The sequence below is a fragment of the Peribacillus sp. FSL H8-0477 genome (assembly GCF_038002765.1).
GTDB lineage: Bacteria > Bacillota > Bacilli > Bacillales > DSM-1321 > Peribacillus.
Window position 1 is genome coordinate 18,209 of sequence record NZ_JBBODE010000001.1, and the last position, 17,370, is coordinate 35,578.

At 41.6% G+C, this 17,370-nt stretch carries 16 protein-coding genes and 1 pseudogene; 3 read left to right on the forward strand and 14 right to left on the reverse strand.

Going from position 1 to position 17,370, the window contains the following annotated elements; all coding sequences use genetic code 11:
• Positions 1–11: 11 nt before the first annotated feature.
• Together MHI18_RS00085 and MHI18_RS00090 are read right to left on the reverse strand one after the other, a co-directional pair.
• Positions 12–1,379 (reverse strand): NAD(P)-dependent oxidoreductase, encoded by a 1,368-nt coding sequence (locus MHI18_RS00085; RefSeq protein WP_340845364.1) that lies wholly within the window; start codon positions 1,377–1,379, stop codon positions 12–14.
• A 207-nt stretch (positions 1,380–1,586) separates the two neighbouring features.
• Entirely contained in the window at positions 1,587–2,843 is a 1,257-nt protein-coding gene (locus MHI18_RS00090) for a M20 family metallo-hydrolase (protein ID WP_340845365.1), read from the reverse strand.
• 342 nt (positions 2,844–3,185) lie between these two features.
• On the opposite strand from MHI18_RS00090, the gene MHI18_RS00095 reads away from it, so the two are divergent.
• Together MHI18_RS00095 and MHI18_RS00100 are read left to right on the forward strand one after the other, a co-directional pair.
• Complete coding sequence (locus MHI18_RS00095) at positions 3,186–4,040, forward strand: MBL fold metallo-hydrolase (protein WP_340845366.1); 855 nt, start codon at positions 3,186–3,188, stop codon at positions 4,038–4,040.
• A 163-nt stretch (positions 4,041–4,203) separates the two neighbouring features.
• On the forward strand, positions 4,204–4,632 hold the full coding sequence (locus tag MHI18_RS00100) for a flavoprotein (protein ID WP_340845367.1): 429 nt from the start codon (positions 4,204–4,206) through the stop codon (positions 4,630–4,632).
• 76 nt (positions 4,633–4,708) lie between these two features.
• On the opposite strand, the gene MHI18_RS00105 is transcribed toward MHI18_RS00100, so the two are convergent.
• A complete protein-coding gene (locus tag MHI18_RS00105; RefSeq protein WP_340845368.1) occupies positions 4,709–5,701 on the reverse strand; it encodes an LCP family protein in 993 nt (330 codons plus the stop codon).
• Between the two features lie 213 nt (positions 5,702–5,914).
• Between MHI18_RS00105 and MHI18_RS00110 the strand changes: the two genes are divergently transcribed.
• Positions 5,915–6,346 carry a VOC family protein gene (locus tag MHI18_RS00110; RefSeq protein WP_340845369.1) on the forward strand — a complete coding sequence of 144 codons (432 nt, stop codon included), beginning with the start codon at positions 5,915–5,917 and terminating at the stop codon, positions 6,344–6,346.
• A 44-nt stretch (positions 6,347–6,390) separates the two neighbouring features.
• Here the strand turns inward: MHI18_RS00110 and MHI18_RS00115 are convergent, their stop codons facing one another.
• From MHI18_RS00115 to MHI18_RS22085, 11 genes and pseudogenes are all read right to left on the reverse strand, one after another.
• Complete coding sequence (locus tag MHI18_RS00115; RefSeq protein WP_445669971.1) at positions 6,391–6,966, reverse strand: nucleotidyltransferase family protein; 576 nt, start codon at positions 6,964–6,966, stop codon at positions 6,391–6,393.
• A 71-nt stretch (positions 6,967–7,037) separates the two neighbouring features.
• The gene (locus MHI18_RS00120; protein WP_340845371.1) at positions 7,038–7,292 is read right to left on the reverse strand and encodes a hypothetical protein; all 255 of its coding nucleotides are present in this window, start codon (positions 7,290–7,292) and stop codon (positions 7,038–7,040) included.
• Positions 7,293–7,407: 115 nt separating this feature from the next.
• Positions 7,408–7,629: a hypothetical protein gene (locus tag MHI18_RS00125; protein ID WP_340845372.1), complete on the reverse strand. Its 222-nt coding sequence runs from the start codon at positions 7,627–7,629 to the stop codon at positions 7,408–7,410.
• Positions 7,630–8,177: 548 nt separating this feature from the next.
• Entirely contained in the window at positions 8,178–8,696 is a 519-nt protein-coding gene (locus tag MHI18_RS00130) for a hypothetical protein (RefSeq protein WP_340845373.1), read from the reverse strand.
• A 471-nt stretch (positions 8,697–9,167) separates the two neighbouring features.
• A complete protein-coding gene (locus MHI18_RS00135) occupies positions 9,168–10,544 on the reverse strand; it encodes a collagen-like protein (RefSeq protein ID WP_340845374.1) in 1,377 nt (458 codons plus the stop codon).
• A gap of 182 nt (positions 10,545–10,726) precedes the next feature.
• A complete protein-coding gene (locus MHI18_RS00140) occupies positions 10,727–11,023 on the reverse strand; it encodes a hypothetical protein (protein ID WP_340845375.1) in 297 nt (98 codons plus the stop codon).
• Positions 11,024–11,073: 50 nt separating this feature from the next.
• Positions 11,074–12,138: a glycosyltransferase gene (locus tag MHI18_RS00145; RefSeq protein ID WP_340845376.1), complete on the reverse strand. Its 1,065-nt coding sequence runs from the start codon at positions 12,136–12,138 to the stop codon at positions 11,074–11,076.
• Positions 12,139–12,166: 28 nt separating this feature from the next.
• Positions 12,167–12,637 carry a hypothetical protein gene (locus MHI18_RS00150; RefSeq protein WP_340845377.1) on the reverse strand — a complete coding sequence of 157 codons (471 nt, stop codon included), beginning with the start codon at positions 12,635–12,637 and terminating at the stop codon, positions 12,167–12,169.
• 35 nt (positions 12,638–12,672) lie between these two features.
• On the reverse strand, positions 12,673–13,083 hold the full coding sequence (locus MHI18_RS00155) for a hypothetical protein (protein WP_340845378.1): 411 nt from the start codon (positions 13,081–13,083) through the stop codon (positions 12,673–12,675).
• Between the two features lie 292 nt (positions 13,084–13,375).
• A pseudogene (locus MHI18_RS22080) lies at positions 13,376–15,016 on the reverse strand (exosporium glycoprotein BclB-related protein).
• A gap of 106 nt (positions 15,017–15,122) precedes the next feature.
• A complete protein-coding gene (locus MHI18_RS22085; RefSeq protein ID WP_445669920.1) occupies positions 15,123–17,057 on the reverse strand; it encodes a hypothetical protein in 1,935 nt (644 codons plus the stop codon).
• Positions 17,058–17,370: the final 313 nt, after the last annotated feature.

The following is a 17,370-nucleotide window of genomic DNA, read 5'->3' on the forward strand; positions in this document are numbered from 1 at the left end:
AAACCCTTTATTTAAGCTCCGATGGTAATCCCGCTCTCTAACTTTTGATGTATTTCATAGGCTGCAAGCTTCCCTTGCTGTGCAGCTGATACAACCATGGCTTCTCCTTGTCCCTTACCAAAAATCACATCACCACAGGCATAAATATTTCCAACCGAAGTCTGATAGGATCCCGGCGTCAATAAAACCACTCCATCCTGATGGGCAATGCCAAACTCTTCAATCAAACTTATATAACGGGATTGACCGATCGCACGGACAACGGCATCTGCCTCAAGTACATGTTCAGAACCTATAATAGGCACTGGTCGACGGCGTCCGTCTTCATTTACCTGACCAAGCTCCATCTTCATACATTCAAGACCTATTACCTGGTTATCCTCATTTGTTACTATTTTTGAAGGTGCGGTCAGCCATTGGAACTCAATTCCGTCTTGTTTAGCAAATTCATATTCAAAACCATAGGCAGTCATTTCTTTTTGCGTTCTTCTGTATACGATTTTTACATTTTCCGCACCAAGACGTTTTGAACAAGTGGCGGCATCTATTGCTGTATTTCCAGCCCCGATGACCACAACCTTTTTCCCTACCAAATCCTGTGTCAGTACGTCTGTTTTTGTACTTTTGACAAATTCAATGGCATCAAACACTCCATCTGCATCTTCTCCATCAAGACCCAGTTTAGGTACCTCTGACATGCCAATCGCCAGAACAACTGCATCATAACTAGTACGTAATTCATCGACCGTTATATCAATCCCCACTCTTGTATTCGTTCGTATTTGAACATCAAGGTTTCTCACTTGATCAACTTCCCAATACGAAATGGCCTGCGGTAATCGAAAGGAAACGATTCCGTATGTATTTAAACCGCCTGCTTCAGATTCAGCTTCAAAAATGGTAACTGTATATCCAAGTCTCGCCAGCTCCCGCGCTGCAGATAATCCTGCTGGCCCTCCACCGACAATAGCGGCTGTTCTGCCATTTTTTTCGCCTGCTTTAAATAATTGCTGTTGATTAGCAATCGCCCAATCTGTTGCGTATCGCTGAAGATCACCGATTAAAATGGGCTTTGTTGAATGATTAAGGACACATGCACCCTCACAAAGCTCTTCTGTCGGACAGACCCTCGCACAACTCGCACCGATTGGATTGGCTGACATAATAGTCGTCGCCGATCCTTTTAAATTTTCAGTTGCAATTTTTTTAATGAAAGAGGGGATATCAATCCCTGTTGGACAAGCTTGGATACACGGGGCGTCATAACAATATAAACAACGATTAGATTCTTCCATTGCCTCCTGCCTGGTTAGGCCAGGTTCTATTTCAAGAAAATTTTGTTCCAATATACCAGTTATATTCTCAACTCCATGTTTCATCTACTTACTCTCCTTTCCAACATTCCTTTATTTCATTTACATGTCTCTCAGCTTATACTTAAGTGTACCGAGCTAGATGTTAGATTACATTACACAGAACGTAAATAATCTTATGGCATTTTTATACACAATGTAAAAAAAATAAAAACATGCAGGATTTTCAATCTAGAGATAGAAAACCCCCGGTTCTATGAACCGAGGGAAGATTCATTGTGCTAATTGTTTGGTCACTCTTAAAGCGGAACGGTACAGAAGTTCAGTTCCGGCTGCAATGTCCTCAGGACTAGAAAATTCAAGTGGATTGTGACTAATCCCATCTTTGCTTCGTACAAAAATCATGGCATAATCACAGTAATTAGACATAGTTAATGAATTGTGAAAAGGTCCGCTCATCAATTCAGGGGCAGCTAATCCAAGCGCCTTGCTTTCTTCCCGCAGGACTTCTTTCATCCAGTTTGCCACATAACGCGGTTCAGACTTCATATCTTCTGTTATCTTACATGTTAGCCCGTGAATGGCGGCAATCCTATTAATCTCATTTCGAAGTTGTACTTCATATTGATCACGTCTTGCAAGGTCAATGTCCCGTAAATCGATGGTTAAGGTCACTTTTTCAGGAACAATATTACGAGAATTAGGAAAAACTTTGATATTGCCCACCGTAGCAACCGTGGGCGTGCCTGGTTTCTGCAGTGCAACTTGATTCAAGGCAACAATGACTTTCGCTGCCCCAAGTAATGCATCTTGCCGCATATTCATGGGCACGCTCCCTGCATGGCCGGCAAAACCAGTCAGTTCTAGTGTGAGCCAAAGCGGACCTGAAATCCCTGAAACAATCCCAACTGGACTCCCTGTATTGTCAAGAATCGGACCTTGTTCAATATGCAGTTCAAGGAAAGCGCCCAAACTTCCTTTTTCATACTCAGAAGCTGTAAAATTTTCCGGGTTGCAGCCAAAATCAATTAAAGCCTTACGACGTGTAATCCCTTCACTGTCTTTTCGATCCAGTTCCCCTTCCTCCAACTCACCCCATATTCCTCGGACACCAAAGACTCCTTTATTAAAACGACAGCCGACTTCATCACTAAACGCAGCTACTTCAATAGACACTTCAGGTACAATTCCCTTTTCCTTCATGGTTTGTACGACTTCAATGGCAGCAATCACACCGGTTACTCCATCGTATCGCCCCCCATAAACTTGGGAATCTATATGTGAGCCCATCATTAACTTAGGTAAATCCGGATTCTCTCCACTCTTGATGCCAATCAAATTGCCAAAGTTGTCAATCTTCGCAGACATTCCCGCTTCTTCCATCCACCCTTTCACGATATTTACCGCTGTGTGGTCTTCCTGCGAAAGTGCCAATCGACTGACGCCCGTTTCACCAATTTTCCCGACCATTGATAATCTTTCTATTCGTTCATTCAGTCTTATCGCGTTAATTTCCTCTATTTTCAACATTTGATCACACCTTCCCTGCTATTATTTCCTTTATTATACATTACAAAGGAAAAGTAGGGCTAGACAGATTGTAAGAGATAGCTTCTAAAGCACTTTTTTTCATTATAGATGTTACATAATATGACATATTCCTTATAGAACCGTCTAATGGAACAAGGAGATTTCCACTCCTCATAGGGCATTATAAGACGGCGGTCTATGGTTAAATAGTTGCTTTTAAACAGGTGATTCTCAATCTGTTTCTGGTACCCATTTTCTTTTTACCTAGAAAGGAATCACAGCAGCGATATTTCTTATTTGCTATACTAAATGGTGCTGAACACGATCTAAGGAGGATATACGATGCAAACGTTACAACGACTTTCTAAACATATTGTTTATCTCACACCGGTACAAGAAACCGATCGACCTGTACTCGGTGCGGTAACAGGTAACAACCGGACACTCGTAATTGATGCTGGAAACTCTGTAGAGCATGCGAGACTCTTCCATGATGAATTAAAAAAAGAAAAGATAACCCCTGATTACCTTGTTCTTACACATTCCCATTGGGATCATGTTTTCGGACTGGAAGCTGTGCAGGAACCGGTAATATGCCAAGTTGATACGTATAGGAATATCAAATTGCTCCAAAAATTGACTTGGGACGATACTGCTCTCGATCAGCGTGTACTAGCGGGGACTGAAATAGCCTTTTGCGCTGATGCTATAAAAAAAGAATTTATTGAGAAGCCCAGGAATATTTGTATCCCTCTACCTGATATACGTTTTGAAACAAGAATGACAGTTGATCTTGGCGGCGTAACTTGTGTAATTGAACATGTCGGCGGAGATCACGCAGGAGATTCCTGCCTTATTTATATTCCCGAGGAAAAAGTACTATTCCTTGGTGATTGTCTGTATGCCAATATGTACGCCGATAAATGGCAATTCACATCAAAAGAAGTTCTTCGGCTGCTCACGGAAATTGAAAAGTATGATGCAGACACTTATCTTCTTTCCCATCATCCATACCCCTGTACGAAAAAGGAAATGGAGCATGAGTTTATCCTGATGAAGATATGTGCCGAGCTTGTCATCAGCTGCCAAGGAAACCCAAACCTAATTCAACAGGAACTCATTCAAAAGCTGAACCGTGATTTAACCGAAGAGGAAATGGAAACTGTCGGATATTTTGTAAATGGATATAGTGAATAAACTTATTTTCATTATCTACAGCTAATAGACAGTAAAATTTCTTCCATTCATTTTGTTAACAGGGTTCAGGGCAGCCTTATGAAAATACTCACTAGAAAAACCCCAGTATACATAAAGGAAGTCTATCTTTATAAGAGAATATATATTCATCACGAATCTTATAATGGAGGTGGTCCTGTCGAAAACGTTTAGACAATTCTTTGATTACTACCAGGAAATCTGGAAAACATGCAATTTCGACGGAATGAAGGCACTTATTTCGAAAGATTACCAGGCAAGAGAAATAACCAAAAACGTGTGTGATGATTTTGGTTACGAAGAGTCACTTAAGGGCTGGAGAGAAGGCTTTTCCTTTGTCCAACATAATCATGGACAATGGGATCTGTTCGAAATTGGAGTAATTCCCCTCGGGAAAGATGAATATATGGGCATTCTTGCTGCTTCGATTGTGATTGGTGGAAAAAGTCTTCAAAATGCGAATCTATTTTTCGAAACATTTACCTATCAAGATGAAGAATGGAAAAGAGTCAGAAGCTATATAGAAACAGGTATTCCAGCTGAACAACTAAAAGAGTATCGTGTAAATAGATGATCATGTACAAATCAGTTAATCCCATACAAATCAATAGAAAAAAGCGAAGCCTAAGTGTGATAGGCTTCGCTTTTTTCTATTGATTAATAACAGGTGCTTCATTATTAAGGAATTCTTTAATAGCCGTCCGGTTTGCTTCTAAGTCTACTTGTAAAACAAGCATCCCATTTTTCCCGTTTGCAACACGTACATCTTGGTACGTATCTTTTACTGGAATGGTTAAGCTTTCGATCTTTTCTGGATGATTAGTGAGGACTTCCTTTATTAAGCCAAGGGAATCACCGGTGTTGATATTTGTTTCAATATAGGGTTGGATGGAACCCAGTAATCTTGGTGCTTTTGTAATCCCGTTTGTACTAATTACTTCATCCATTAATACCTTAATCACCTGCTGCTGGCGTCTTGTTCTGCCAAAGTCAGATTCACTATCTTGTCTGAATCGAGCATATCCAAGCAATTCTTTCCCATTTAATTTCTGGACACCAGCATTTAAACTTACTCCAATCCACTTACTCATTGCTTTTTCTACATCGACTTCAATTCCATCTGGATTCAATACATCAACGATGGTTTCAAAGCCCTTAAAGTCAACCATTGCAAAATATTCTACATCGATGCCTAAATTTTCTTTGATCGTTTTACGTAGTAATTCGGGTCCACCTAGGGCATTCGCCGCATTTATTTTATAGTTTTCATTGTATCCGGGAATCGGGACATACATATCTCGCATTAGTGAAAGTAGTTTAACAGACTTCTTTACCGGATCAAATTGAGCGATAATAATAGAGTCAGAATTTGCAGACGTATCATTTTCTCGTTTATCAATGCCAATTAGCAGCACATTTATTTTATCTTCACGACTTTTTTGACCATTAAATTCATAGCTAGTTTGATTGGGTGTAGAAGCAATGGCTTTTTCTGCCTCTTTCTTTCCATCGTAAAACTGATAATAGGTATATCCTAAAATAATAAGTGGAATAAGCAGGACAATTGAAACGAACAGTTTAATTCTCTTTTTCTTTTTCTTTTTCTTATTAAATTTGCTTTGACGACTTGTATGATTGTTCATAAATGCTCCTTTAGTTTCACTAAAATATTCCCATACTATTATTATTTACCAAGATAAAACTTTTGTCATCATATTTTTACACAAAAAGGTATAAAAAGACATAAAAAGATATGTTTTTCTTTATTTACCCGATTTTCTTCATAGTAAAAATAGAGGAGTTTACTAGAATTAATCGAAATTAAACATATAAACTATAACTATGGGGGTCAGAATATGGTTCCACAACGTGTTTCGTTAATAACAATTGGTGCTTTTGATTTGCCTGCACTAAGGTTATTTTATCAACAATTGGGCTGGACTGAGCTAGATTTCAGTTCTGATACCTACGCCGTTTTTAATACAGCAGGCGTCCTTTTGACCCTTTTTCCAGTATCAGAGTTAGCCGATGATGCCGGGGTTGAAATCAAACAGTCAGCAGAAATATATAATAACGTCACTTTAGCTATTAATGTAGAAACTCCTGAACTCGTTGATGCTGCCATTGCGAAGATTCAAGAAGCTGGGGGGAAAATTTTGCGGATGCCTACTGAAGCCTTTTGGGGAGGGAGGACATCTTATTTCGCTGATCCAGAAAACAATCTTTGGGAAGTTGCATGGAATCCTTCATCAGTCTTTAATGACTATGGAGCTATGATCAAATTTTAATCATATGTGTAGTGAAAGATATCATTCTTTCACTTTACACATAATCACCTGAAAATTTCGACCTTTTTCCAGTGTGCTGGCCAGTTTTTTTGAGTTACTCGGTCTAGATAGATTGGCTTTAGTGCTGATTCTTGAAAGGATGGTGTCGGAAATACTTCCATTTCAAGTACATCTCTTACTCCATACGGGGCAGCCAATAGTAGTTTTCGCTGCTCATTTAACCGAACGCCTAGCGCTGTTACTGTCTCCGGAAAATGTGCGATGCCATCCGTTGAAGAGGTATATGGAGTAAAATTATTTAGTACATGCATTCTTGCTTGATTTTTTACTGACCAAGCAAGGGTAGAATCAAGTCCATTCAGTATCCGTTCATACTTCTTTTCCTGCTCCTCCTCGATATTACTAGGATCATAGTATATAACATCTATATCATTCAATTTTGTTCTCACCGAAAAATCATGAAGCGTATCCCAAATTTTCGAGCGGATAAACCCTGCACAAACCCATGCATCAGGGAGTTCAAGCTTTTGAACGGTCTTAAGAATGTCCATCATCCATGGATCCTTTTCTATTAACTCTATAATATTTTCTTCATTTTGAAGCACATTAATCTCCCCCATTTGCATTTAATTATAACAAATAGTGGAATGCGGGAAATGATTTTCTGTGGATTTACCAATGATTATTAAGTTTAGAAAACCGAAGGAAATTGTTGAATAATGATAGTTGAAAGTAGATCTGCCATTTGCAGGGATTCCAACTCAATTCTTTCAAATACGTCAATACTAGACTGGTAATCATGCTGCAGCATATAGACAGCCTCTGCTTTTGTCATAGCCAAGTGATCATAGAACATTTTTCTGAAATCAGTTTGGTGTAAATAAGGATTGATTGAATGCCAAAAAGCAACGATTTCATCTCCATTGGCGTACCATTTTTTCTCCAAAATGGCTGCTGTTGTTTGATCACCGGCTTTTGCAGCTTTTTATTAGCCGCAATGACCAAATGTTCATGGATTAAGTGATCATATCTCTCAGCTGCCTGATCGCCATAGTAAGGCTTCAATAAATACCCATATCCACGGAGTTGCGAAGTAAACGTGTGACCACAGCATCACTATCTGGTATAGAAAAGACGAGGCTTACTATGGTCAGCCTGGTCCAGAATACATGCTGCTCCCAAAGCATCCTCATATGATTTTCCAAGTCACTCGCTGACTTACTTATACACGTTTCAGACATTCCTCTCATTGAGTAATAATACATAGAATCACTCTCCTCCATTGATTGATTCCACCTTATTCAAATTTCATCATTTTGTGTGTTTTTGCCATTCATTATCAGAAAAAATAAGTACGCAGCCCATTTGGGCGCGTACTTCAGACTGTAGACAAACTAAGGTGAGAATTAAAATCGAGATGTTGATTTCCATTCCAGGCGCTTCGCTTTCCGCGGGCGGGCGGTGAGCCGCATCAATGCTCACGCTCCTGCGGGGTCTCACCTGTCCCGCTGTTCCCACAGGAGTCTTCACGCCTTCCACTTCAATCAACCGTCTTTCTAAAGTTAATCAAGATAAAACCTTGCGATTGAAAGGGCTATCCTAGAACAAATACAGCAGGACACAAGTGATTTAAAAAGCGATACTATGTCAATAAAGAATTATAAAATAAAAGTAAGCCTATTAAAAGCCATGATCTGCCTCGATAAGCAGGAAAACATCCATGAAATATGTTCAAAATACCAAAAGAAGTTCGGAATGAAACCATTCCGAACTTCTTTTGTCTACAAACTGAAGTACGCAGCCTATTAGGGCGCGTACTTATTTTTACTTTTTATTGTTCTTTTTCAAAACTGTCATTATCCGTTTCGTACCATAATTGAAAAGCAAGTTTATTCGTATGTTGCGAACGTTTGAGCATTTCAGTTCGCACTTGCAGGAACTCTTCCCAATTTGGAAAACTTCTGAATTGATCGGATTCAATGTACCATGTTCCATTTTCTCCACTCGGTTGATATGCAATGTATTTATGTTTTGAACAATGACGGCGCACTATTTGTGGAGATAAACCTGTCAACCAGGCTACTTCTTTAACAGAAATATATTCTGGAACATCATCGACAATCAAATCCTTAGTCAATTCTTTTACTGCTAATTCTTCTTCTTCAGATAGCTCACCTAGGAGAACCTTTTCTTCAATTAAGGCATTCTCTAATTTTTTCAGGATTAAAGCTTTTCTTGCTTTATCAGTTGGAATCTTATTTTCTTCTTCTTGAGTAATTGGTATCATTTTTAACAGTTCAGACATCTGAATCAACTTTTTCACCTCTCTATTATTATACGATATTTTCATTAAAAAGAAACTATCGAAACATTATTAATGCTTACTTGTCAGTGATTTTTTGACTTTTTCTGCTTATGTAAAGATATCGATTAAGCCATTCTAGTATGTCAAGTCTGTATCCAATTGGATCTTCAAGATTTGTTTGCCTCTGGTAAAGCGAAACTGACATAACAAGGTATGTCGGCTTTTGTGTAACATCATTTTTTTGCACAGTTAAATTTTTTCAATTTCTACAAGTCCAAATAAACATACGGGTGCTGGATATGATCAATTGACTTGAAAGAATAAGACATCTATATCACTCCGATAAAGCCGGGTATATCTTAATAAAGATTATAATAATCCGTACGAATACTTACTTTCGAAGTATTACTGTTTAACGATTTATGGTTATTGTATTTAACCAAGAAAAAGTAGATATTGGAAATAATTGCAACATCCCAATTTCTACTTTTTTGGTTATTATGATTTTTACTACAATTATGCTAATTTTGTAAGGATTATCGATGCGTTTGTAACAATTTGTGTGCCTCCTGCCAGTGTTTGTAGAGTGACAGCTGAAGCAGAAGTATGATTTCGTAGTGTTATAACATCACCAGATGCGATTGAAACAAGCCCTTGGCCGTAATTTGGCTGAGTCCCTGCACCTGAACCACAGACTGTACCTGGTACTGGTGCTCCATTTATAAATAAAGTAAATTGATTTGGTTCTACACCTAAAATGAAGAACGTAACTTCATAGATACCGGCAGTGATAACTGTAATTGAAGAAGTTCCTGGTGCATGAGTAATTCCAGCTGTAATTAATCCATTTGTACTAAAAGTCACATCTGCTTCAATTGCAACCGTTTCTGCAGCTACATTAAAAATATGGGCAAATTCGGATAGACCTCCTCCAGTGGCTCCCGTTGCTCCGGTGGCTCCGATATCTCCAGTGGCTCCCGTTGCTCCGGTTACTCCAGTTCCTGTTGCCCCGGTGGCTCCCGTTGCTCCAGTATCTCCTGTCACTCCAGTTACCCCAGTTCCTCCTGTGGCTCCGATATCTCCTGTAGCTCCAGTTCCTCCAGTTCCTCCTGTGGCTCCGATATCTCCTGTGACTCCTGTTGCTCCTGTGACTCCCGTTGCTCCCGTTCCTCCTGCTGCTCCGGTGGCTCCCGTTGCTCCCGTTGCTCCTGTATCTCCTGTCACTCCAGTGGCTCCCGTTGCTCCGGTGGCTCCGATATCTCCAGTGGCTCCCGTTGCTCCGGTTACTCCAGTTCCTGTTGCCCCTGTTGCTCCCGTGGCTCCGGTTACTCCCGTTCCTGTTGCTCCGGTTACTCCCGTTCCTGTTGCTCCTGTTGCTCCCGTGGCTCCAGTTACTCCCGTTCCTGTTGCCCCTGTTGCTCCCGTGGCTCCAGTTACTCCCGTTCCTGTTGCCCCTGTTGCTCCCGTGGCTCCGGTTACTCCCGTTCCTGTTGCTCCTGTTGCTCCCGTGGCTCCGGTTACTCCCGTTCCTGTTGCTCCTGTTGCTCCCGTGGCTCCTGTTGCTCCCGTGGCTCCTGTAATTCCAGTCGTTCCTGTAGGAGTAGTTATTTGTGTCACTTGCTTTAATTTATTATCTAATATCATTTCTTTTTTTATTGCCAATGCTAGCATGTCTTGTACGCTGCTATTTACAAGTAAGATTTCTTCCAATGTTGCTGGAGTTGTTAATCCTGGCAATGTGCCAAGTGCATATTGAAGTTTTTCTCCTTCTGCGTTAATAATATGGGCCAAGCCTAACTCTTCTAATGCAATTGATGCTAAAAGAAGATTAATAACATCATCCCTTGAAATCGTTATGTTGGGTGAAATATTAGGAATATTTGGTTGTGACATCTTTATTCTCCTTTATAAATAAAATTAACACATTCACAAATTTAAAATCATTTATGGATAACTTATTCATAAATGTTAGAAAAGCATAAGTAAAATACCTATAATACAAAAAAAAACGACTTATCTTCCCTCAAGTTTCTAGAGGGGATAAATCGTTTATTAATCTATAAACTTTTTCATTGCTAAGAAATTATCTTAATGACTTTATGCAATTTGGTTTCTAAAAGCATTTCTTTTTTTATAACCAATTCAAGCATATCTTGAACGCTGTCATTCACTTTGAGAATTTCTTCTGTCGTAGTAACTGATTTCAATCCTGGTAGTGTACCAACTACATATTGTACTTTTTCAGCTTCCGCATTGATGATATGAGCGAGGCCTATTTCTTCAAGGGCTATTGAAGCCAAAAGAAGATTGATAACATCACACCTTGAAATTGAGATCTCAGGAGTTATATTCGGTATATTTGCTTGAGACATACGCCATCTCACTTTCGTTATATTTTTTCGGGGCTCGGGGGAGCATACATTTAGTGAAGGCTATTCCCTTCAAATTCATACGCTTTTTGTGCTTCTTCTGTCCTACCTAAACGTTCTAGACACAATCCTTTATAATGCCATGCTTTAAATGTGCCTACTCCCTTTAATATCAGATATTTAGTATTGTTTTCTCCTAATTCTAGACACTTTTCAAATGATTCTAAAGATCCAATGTATTCTTTTTTTTCATACAAAATATACCCTTTATAAAAATGTAAATCTACATAGTCTGGATAAAGAAGAATGGCTTTATCAATACTGGGCCAAGCTCCATCAAGGCTGTTTGTTTCGATTAAAATGGCATACTTTAATTTGTATAGAAGGGAAGGTGGCATAAGTCCCTTCTGTATAAAGGCAACAATAGCTTGATTTACGTACATAAAGGCCTTTTCATATTTGTTATTTCGATAATGTTCACTTGCAATATGGTATTCAATCCATGGACTATGAGATGGCTCAGACACTTCTTGCTCAAGCAACTGCAGGTTTCGACTGCCCTTTTGTTTTGCTTCTGTAATCTGTTTCAAATAACCATAATGGTGAATAGATACCGCGATGTTTTCAGTAAGATGTTCAAGAGTTTCTGGTGGTAAAACCGTTTCGTGAATACGATTTATAAATTTAATAGATAGATAGTTACGGAATAATCGAGGCTGATAGATTAAAAACAAATTATTTTTATCTACAGGTTCTGCTTGACCATGATAATTTAATACAGGCAGTGCAAGTATATTCGCTTTTGTATTTGACAAAATTTTCGGGAGACTGATTTTTTCAGTTTCATCTAATTCTTCATCTGCATCTAACCATAGAATCCAGTCACCTGTCGCATAACTTAATCCATAGTTACGAGCTTCCGAAAAGTTATTATTCCATTTATAAGGATATACACGAGCTCCATGATTTTCAGCAATTTCGAAGGTAGAATCGGTAGAACCCGTGTCAACGATAATGATTTCATTAACTATTCCATGGACACTATTTAGACACCGATCGATCATCCTAGCTTCATTTTTAACAATCATACATAAAGTTATTGATGGAAAATCACTCATTGTAATACTCACTTCCTGATTAAATTTTTCATTTATATACACGATTTGCCAACCACGGAGCAGGAGGGAAAGTATCTAATTTAAACGAACCACTATCGTTTGAGCTCACGATGTGATACTGGTGAATTTGCTCTAACATTTTCACACTCTGAATTTTGTAATGGTTATTAAAAAATTGATACTTTTCGATACCTTTTTTTAATTGTTGAATCAGGGGCAGCAATATTCTTGTTTGTTTTTCGTCAAAAGTCTGGATAAATACTTGTGAACGTGATCTATGGTGTGATGTGTTTTTAGTAAACATGATCAGATACATATTCCACAATAAAGAAATAGAAGTTACCATATTTAGTTCCAATTGATTCCTAACTTTAACAGGTATTGATTCACCATTCTTAAGTTCCTCGATCGTGTGAATAAGAAATAAAATTAAATACTGAAAGAAATTACTATATTCCTTTTCTTTTTTTTTTTGAAGAGCTGTGTGATTTACTTTCATCGTGTTTCTCCTTTCTTTATTTTTAGTCACCATTTTTACTCTTCGAATTTACTACTTGAACTGTCATATGAACTTTCATCACAGCTTTCGTCACAGCTTTCGTCACAGCTTTCATCGCAGCTTTCGTCACAGCTTTCGTCACAGCTTTCATGTCCGCAATGTGATCTTTTATCAAGTTCAATCACATCCTCGAGCTTAAATTGCAACAAAATTTGCGATTTCACCACTGTACGAAGAGTTTTATTTATGCTTTCGTTTATAATTAAATAATCATCAATACAGTTGGGTGAATGTTTAAGAAAATGTTGAAGTTTTTCTCCTTCAGCATTAAGAATATGTGATAAACCAATTTCCTCCAATGCAATGGAAGATAGTAAAAGGTTAATCGTATCACACCGATTTAAATCAATTATCGGGGTAATATTCGGAATGTTCGGCATGGACATCGTGGCTCACCACTTTCTTTTATTAAATTATTATTAACGGATGGATTTAGATGTTGAAACAATAGACTAAAAGAAGTTTCAACCAATAAAATTATAAGTTAACACCTATAAACAATTTATTCATTGCTAATTATTTAGTGCTAGTACGGGTCAACAATATAGTGACGATAACCTTTCAAGGTGTAATAGTATGTAATACATTTCGATCATATCTAAACTACTTAATTAAAACATAAAAAAATGAAGGTTTACCATTGAGGCAAACCTTCTAGATCTATAATACGCTCTCTTTTTAAGTGATGTTAAGACCTGCACTTGCATACCCTACTACAGTATTTACCAAAGCAAGGCCTGTCGCTGTTGCAGAAAATACCAACAAGAAACGCTCTTGTGCAGTTACAGGAATGCTTAATCCTGTTGCAATTCCATTTCTAGTTGTTCCTAATGTTAGTATACCAGTCAATGCTGGAGTTAATGTTACTGTTGCACCAGGCACAGCCGTAAAGATATTATTTGGTGTAGAAGAGCGATATAATTGTGCAGTAATGGTTACAGCTGATCCTACTAGATTCAATGCTAAAGTAGTACTAAAGTACGCAGCTAACGATGTTATCGTACCAGTACGTGGAGATGAAAATGCAGTATTCAGCAACGTACCAGCAGCACCTGTAAGATCAATAGTTCCACCAGCTATAGCGATATTGTCCACGGAACTTCCAAAGCCTAATGCGGCTGAAGTACCAATAAGACCGCCCGCAATAGTCGTTACTGCTACAGGTAGACCAGACGCAAATGGAATAATCGCACCAGATCCGGTGACTCCGGTTACTCCGGTTGGTCCCGTTACTCCGGTTACTCCCGTTACTCCGGTTACTCCCGTTACTCCCGTTACTCCCGTTACTCCGGTTACTCCCGTTACTCCGGTTACTCCCGTTACTCCCGTTACTCCGGTTGCTCCGGTTACTCCGGTTACTCCGGTTACTCCGGTTACTCCCGTTACTCCCGTTACTCCGGTTACTCCGGTTACTCCCGTTACTCCCGTTACTCCCGTTACTCCCGTTACTCCCGTTACTCCCGTTACTCCGGTTACTCCGGTTGCTCCTGTTACTCCGGTTACTCCGGTTACTCCCGTTACTCCGGTTACTCCCGTTGCTCCCGTTACTCCGGTTACTCCCGTTACTCCGGTTGCTCCGGTTGCTCCCGTTACTCCGGTTGCTCCGGTTGCTCCGGTTGCTCCTGTTTCCGGTTACTCCGGTTACTCCGGTTACTCCCGTTACTCCCGTTACTCCCGTTCCTCCCGTTACTCCCGTTACTCCCGTTACTCCCGTTACTCCCGTTACTCCGGTTACTCCCGTTACTCCGGTTACTCCGTTACTCCCGTTACTCCCGTTACTCCCGTTACTCCCGTTACTCCCGTTACTCCCGTTACTCCGGTTACTCCGGTTGCTCCTGTTACTCCGGTTACTCCGGTTACTCCCGTTACTCCGGTTACTCCCGTTGCTCCCGTTACTCCGGTTACTCCCGTTACTCCGGTTGCTCCGGTTGCTCCCGTTACTCCGGTTGCTCCGGTTGCTCCGGTTGCTCCTGTTACTCCGGTTACTCCCGTTACTCCGGTTGCTCCGGTTGCTCCGGTTGCTCCGGTTACTCCGGTTACTCCCGTTACTCCCGTTACTCCGGTTACTCCGGTTACTCCGGTTACTCCGGTTACTCCCGTTACTCCCGTTACTCCCGTTACTCCGGTTACTCCCGTTACTCCGGTTACTCCCGTTACTCCGGTTACTCCCGTTACTCCGGTTGCCGCGGTTGCTCCGGTTACTCCCGTTACTCCGGTTGCTCCCGTTACTCCTGTGGCTCCCGTTACTCCTGTTTCACCCGTTACTCCGGTAGCTCCCGTTACTCCTGCGAGTCCTGTTGCTCCAGTTGCCCCGGTCACTCCTGTGATTCCGGTTGCACCTGCGAGTCCTGTTGCTCCGGTTACTCCCGTTGCTCCCGTTGCTCCTGCGAGTCCTGCTTCTCCGGTTGCCCCGGTTGCTCCTGTTTCACCTGTTGCCCCAGTTGTTGCTTCTCCGTAACTCCTGCTTCTCCGGTTGCCCCAGTTGCTCCTGTAACTCCTGCTTCTCCGGTGGCTCCAGTTGCTCCTGTTGCTCCTGTTGCTCCTGCTTCTCCGGTTGCCCCAGTTCCTCCTGTTGCTCCTGCTTCTCCGGTTGCCCCAGTTGCTCCTGTAACTGTTGCCCCAGTTGCTCCAGTAACTCCTGCTTCTCCGGTGGCTCCAGTTCCTCCTGTTGCTCCTGCTTCTCCGGTTGCCCCAGTTGCTGTTGGCTCCAGTTGCTCCTGTAACTCCTGCTTCTCCGGGCTCCCGTTACTCCTGTTTCACCCGTTACTCCGGTAGCTCCCGTTACTCCTGCGAGTCCTGTTGCTCCAGTTGCCCCGGTCACTCCTGTGATTCCGGTTGCACCTGCGAGTCCTGTTGCTCCGGTTACTCCCGTTGCTCCCGTTGCTCCTGCGAGTCCTGCTTCTCCGGTTGCCCCGGTTGCTCCTGTTTCACCTGTTGCCCCAGTTGTTCCAGTCCCTCCGGTGGCTCCAGTAACTCCTGCTTCTCCGGTTGCCCCAGTTGCTCCTGTAACTCCTGCTTCTCCGGTGGCTCCAGTTGCTCCTGTTGCTCCTGCTTCTCCGGTAGCTCCAGTTCCTCCTGTTGCTCCAGTTTCTCCGGTAGCTCCAGTTCCTCCTGTTGCTCCAGTTTCTCCTGTTGCTCCAGTTCCTCCTGTTGCTCCAGTTGCCCCGGTTGATCCAGTTCCTCCAGTTGCTCCGGTTTCACCTGTAGCTCCAGTTCCTCCTGTTGCTCCTGTTTCACCTGTTGCCCCGGTTGATCCGGTCGCTCCTGTTGCCCCTGCAAGTCCTGTTGCTCCGGCTTCACCTGTAGCTCCGGCTTCACCTGTAGCTCCAGTTCCTCCTGTTGCTCCAGTTCCTCCTGTTGCCCCAGTTGCTCCTGTAACTCCTGCTTCTCCAGTTGCCCCGGTTGCTCCTGTGGCTCCTGCTTCTCCGGTAGCTCCAGTCCCTCCGGTTGCCCCAGTTACTCCTGTGGCTCCTGCGAGTCCTGTGGCTCCAGTTTCTCCTGTTGCTCCAGTTGCCCCGGTTGATCCAGTTCCTCCAGTTGCTCCTGTTGCTCCTGTTGCTCCTGTAGCTCCAGTTCCTCCTGTTGCTCCTGTTTCACCTGTTGCCCCGGTTGATCCGGTCGCTCCTGTTGCCCCTGCGAGTCCTGTTGCTCCAGTTGCCCCGGTTAATCCAGTTCCTCCCGTTGCTCCAGTTCCTCCTGTTGCCCCAGTTGCTCCTGTAACTCCTGCTTCTCCAGTTGCCCCGGTGGCTCCTGCTTCTCCTGTTGCCCCGGTAGCTCCAGTCCCTCCGGTTGCTCCCGTTGCTCCTGTGGCTCCGGTTTCACCTGATGCTCCGGTCGCTCCTGTTGCCCCTGCAAGTCCTGTTGCTCCGGTTTCACCTGTAGCTCCAGTTCCTCCTGTTGCTCCTGTTGCCCCTGCAAGTCCTGTTGCTCCGGTTTCACCTGTAGCCCCTGTTATTCCTGTGGCTCCCGTTGATCCGGTTGCTCCCGTTACTCCTGTAGCTCCGGTTGCTCCCGGTATACCTCCCGTTGATCCGGTCGGTCCAGTTGGTCCTGTTGGTCCAATCGACGTCGTAATTGAAGTTACTTGTTTTAGTTTACTATCTAATAGTAGTTCTTTTTGTATGGCCATTGAGAGTGTATCTTGCACACTTGAATTGACTTGTAATATTTCTGCTAATGATGCTGGCGAGGTCAAACCAGGCAAAGTACCTAGAGAATATTGAATTTTTTCCCCTTCAGCATTAATAATGTGAGCCAGTCCTAGCTCTTCCATCGCTATGGAAGCTAAGAGTAGATTAATTACATCATCTCTTGTAATTGATATAATGGGCGAAATATTCGGTATATTCGGATTGGACATTCACTTTCTCCTTTATAATTATTAAACTATCTTGATGTAATACAAGTTATCAAGACTTGTTCTATCTGTAATTTATTCATGGTGATTAAAAAGGTATAAGCATTTGCCATGGGTTTTTATAAAAATACCAATTAATCGTATATACCAATAAACCCTTTTACCTTAAAGGTTATTTGTAGTCAATTTATTTAACTCTTAATGAATGTTAACTCTTAATGAAGGGATAGTGAGAATGAAAAGTGGGGAGGTGCTCGTAGATTAATTAAAATGGTTGTATTTATGATAAATAAATGTTGGCTTCCAAAGAACTAGT

Excerpts from the sequence above, each read along its gene's own strand:
- MHI18_RS00085 (WP_340845364.1), bottom strand. The coding sequence starts at position 1,379 with ATGAAACATGGAGTTGAGAATATAACTGGTATATTGGAACAAAATTTT.
- MHI18_RS00090 (WP_340845365.1), bottom strand. The coding sequence starts at position 2,843 with ATGTTGAAAATAGAGGAAATTAACGCGATAAGACTGAATGAACGAATA.
- MHI18_RS00095 (WP_340845366.1), top strand. The coding sequence starts at position 3,186 with ATGCAAACGTTACAACGACTTTCTAAACATATTGTTTATCTCACACCG.
- MHI18_RS00100 (WP_340845367.1), top strand. The coding sequence starts at position 4,204 with ATGGAGGTGGTCCTGTCGAAAACGTTTAGACAATTCTTTGATTACTAC.
- MHI18_RS00105 (WP_340845368.1), bottom strand. The coding sequence starts at position 5,701 with ATGAACAATCATACAAGTCGTCAAAGCAAATTTAATAAGAAAAAGAAA.
- MHI18_RS00110 (WP_340845369.1), top strand. The coding sequence starts at position 5,915 with ATGGTTCCACAACGTGTTTCGTTAATAACAATTGGTGCTTTTGATTTG.
- MHI18_RS00115 (WP_445669971.1), bottom strand. The coding sequence starts at position 6,966 with ATGGGGGAGATTAATGTGCTTCAAAATGAAGAAAATATTATAGAGTTA.
- MHI18_RS00125 (WP_340845372.1), bottom strand. The coding sequence starts at position 7,629 with ATGGAGGAGAGTGATTCTATGTATTATTACTCAATGAGAGGAATGTCT.
- MHI18_RS00130 (WP_340845373.1), bottom strand. The coding sequence starts at position 8,696 with ATGAAAATATCGTATAATAATAGAGAGGTGAAAAAGTTGATTCAGATG.
- MHI18_RS00135 (WP_340845374.1), bottom strand. The coding sequence starts at position 10,544 with ATGTCACAACCAAATATTCCTAATATTTCACCCAACATAACGATTTCA.
- MHI18_RS00140 (WP_340845375.1), bottom strand. The coding sequence starts at position 11,023 with ATGTCTCAAGCAAATATACCGAATATAACTCCTGAGATCTCAATTTCA.
- MHI18_RS00145 (WP_340845376.1), bottom strand. The coding sequence starts at position 12,138 with ATGAGTGATTTTCCATCAATAACTTTATGTATGATTGTTAAAAATGAA.
- MHI18_RS00150 (WP_340845377.1), bottom strand. The coding sequence starts at position 12,637 with ATGAAAGTAAATCACACAGCTCTTCAAAAAAAAAAAGAAAAGGAATAT.
- MHI18_RS00155 (WP_340845378.1), bottom strand. The coding sequence starts at position 13,083 with ATGTCCATGCCGAACATTCCGAATATTACCCCGATAATTGATTTAAAT.
- MHI18_RS22085 (WP_445669920.1), bottom strand. The coding sequence starts at position 17,057 with ATGTCCAATCCGAATATACCGAATATTTCGCCCATTATATCAATTACA.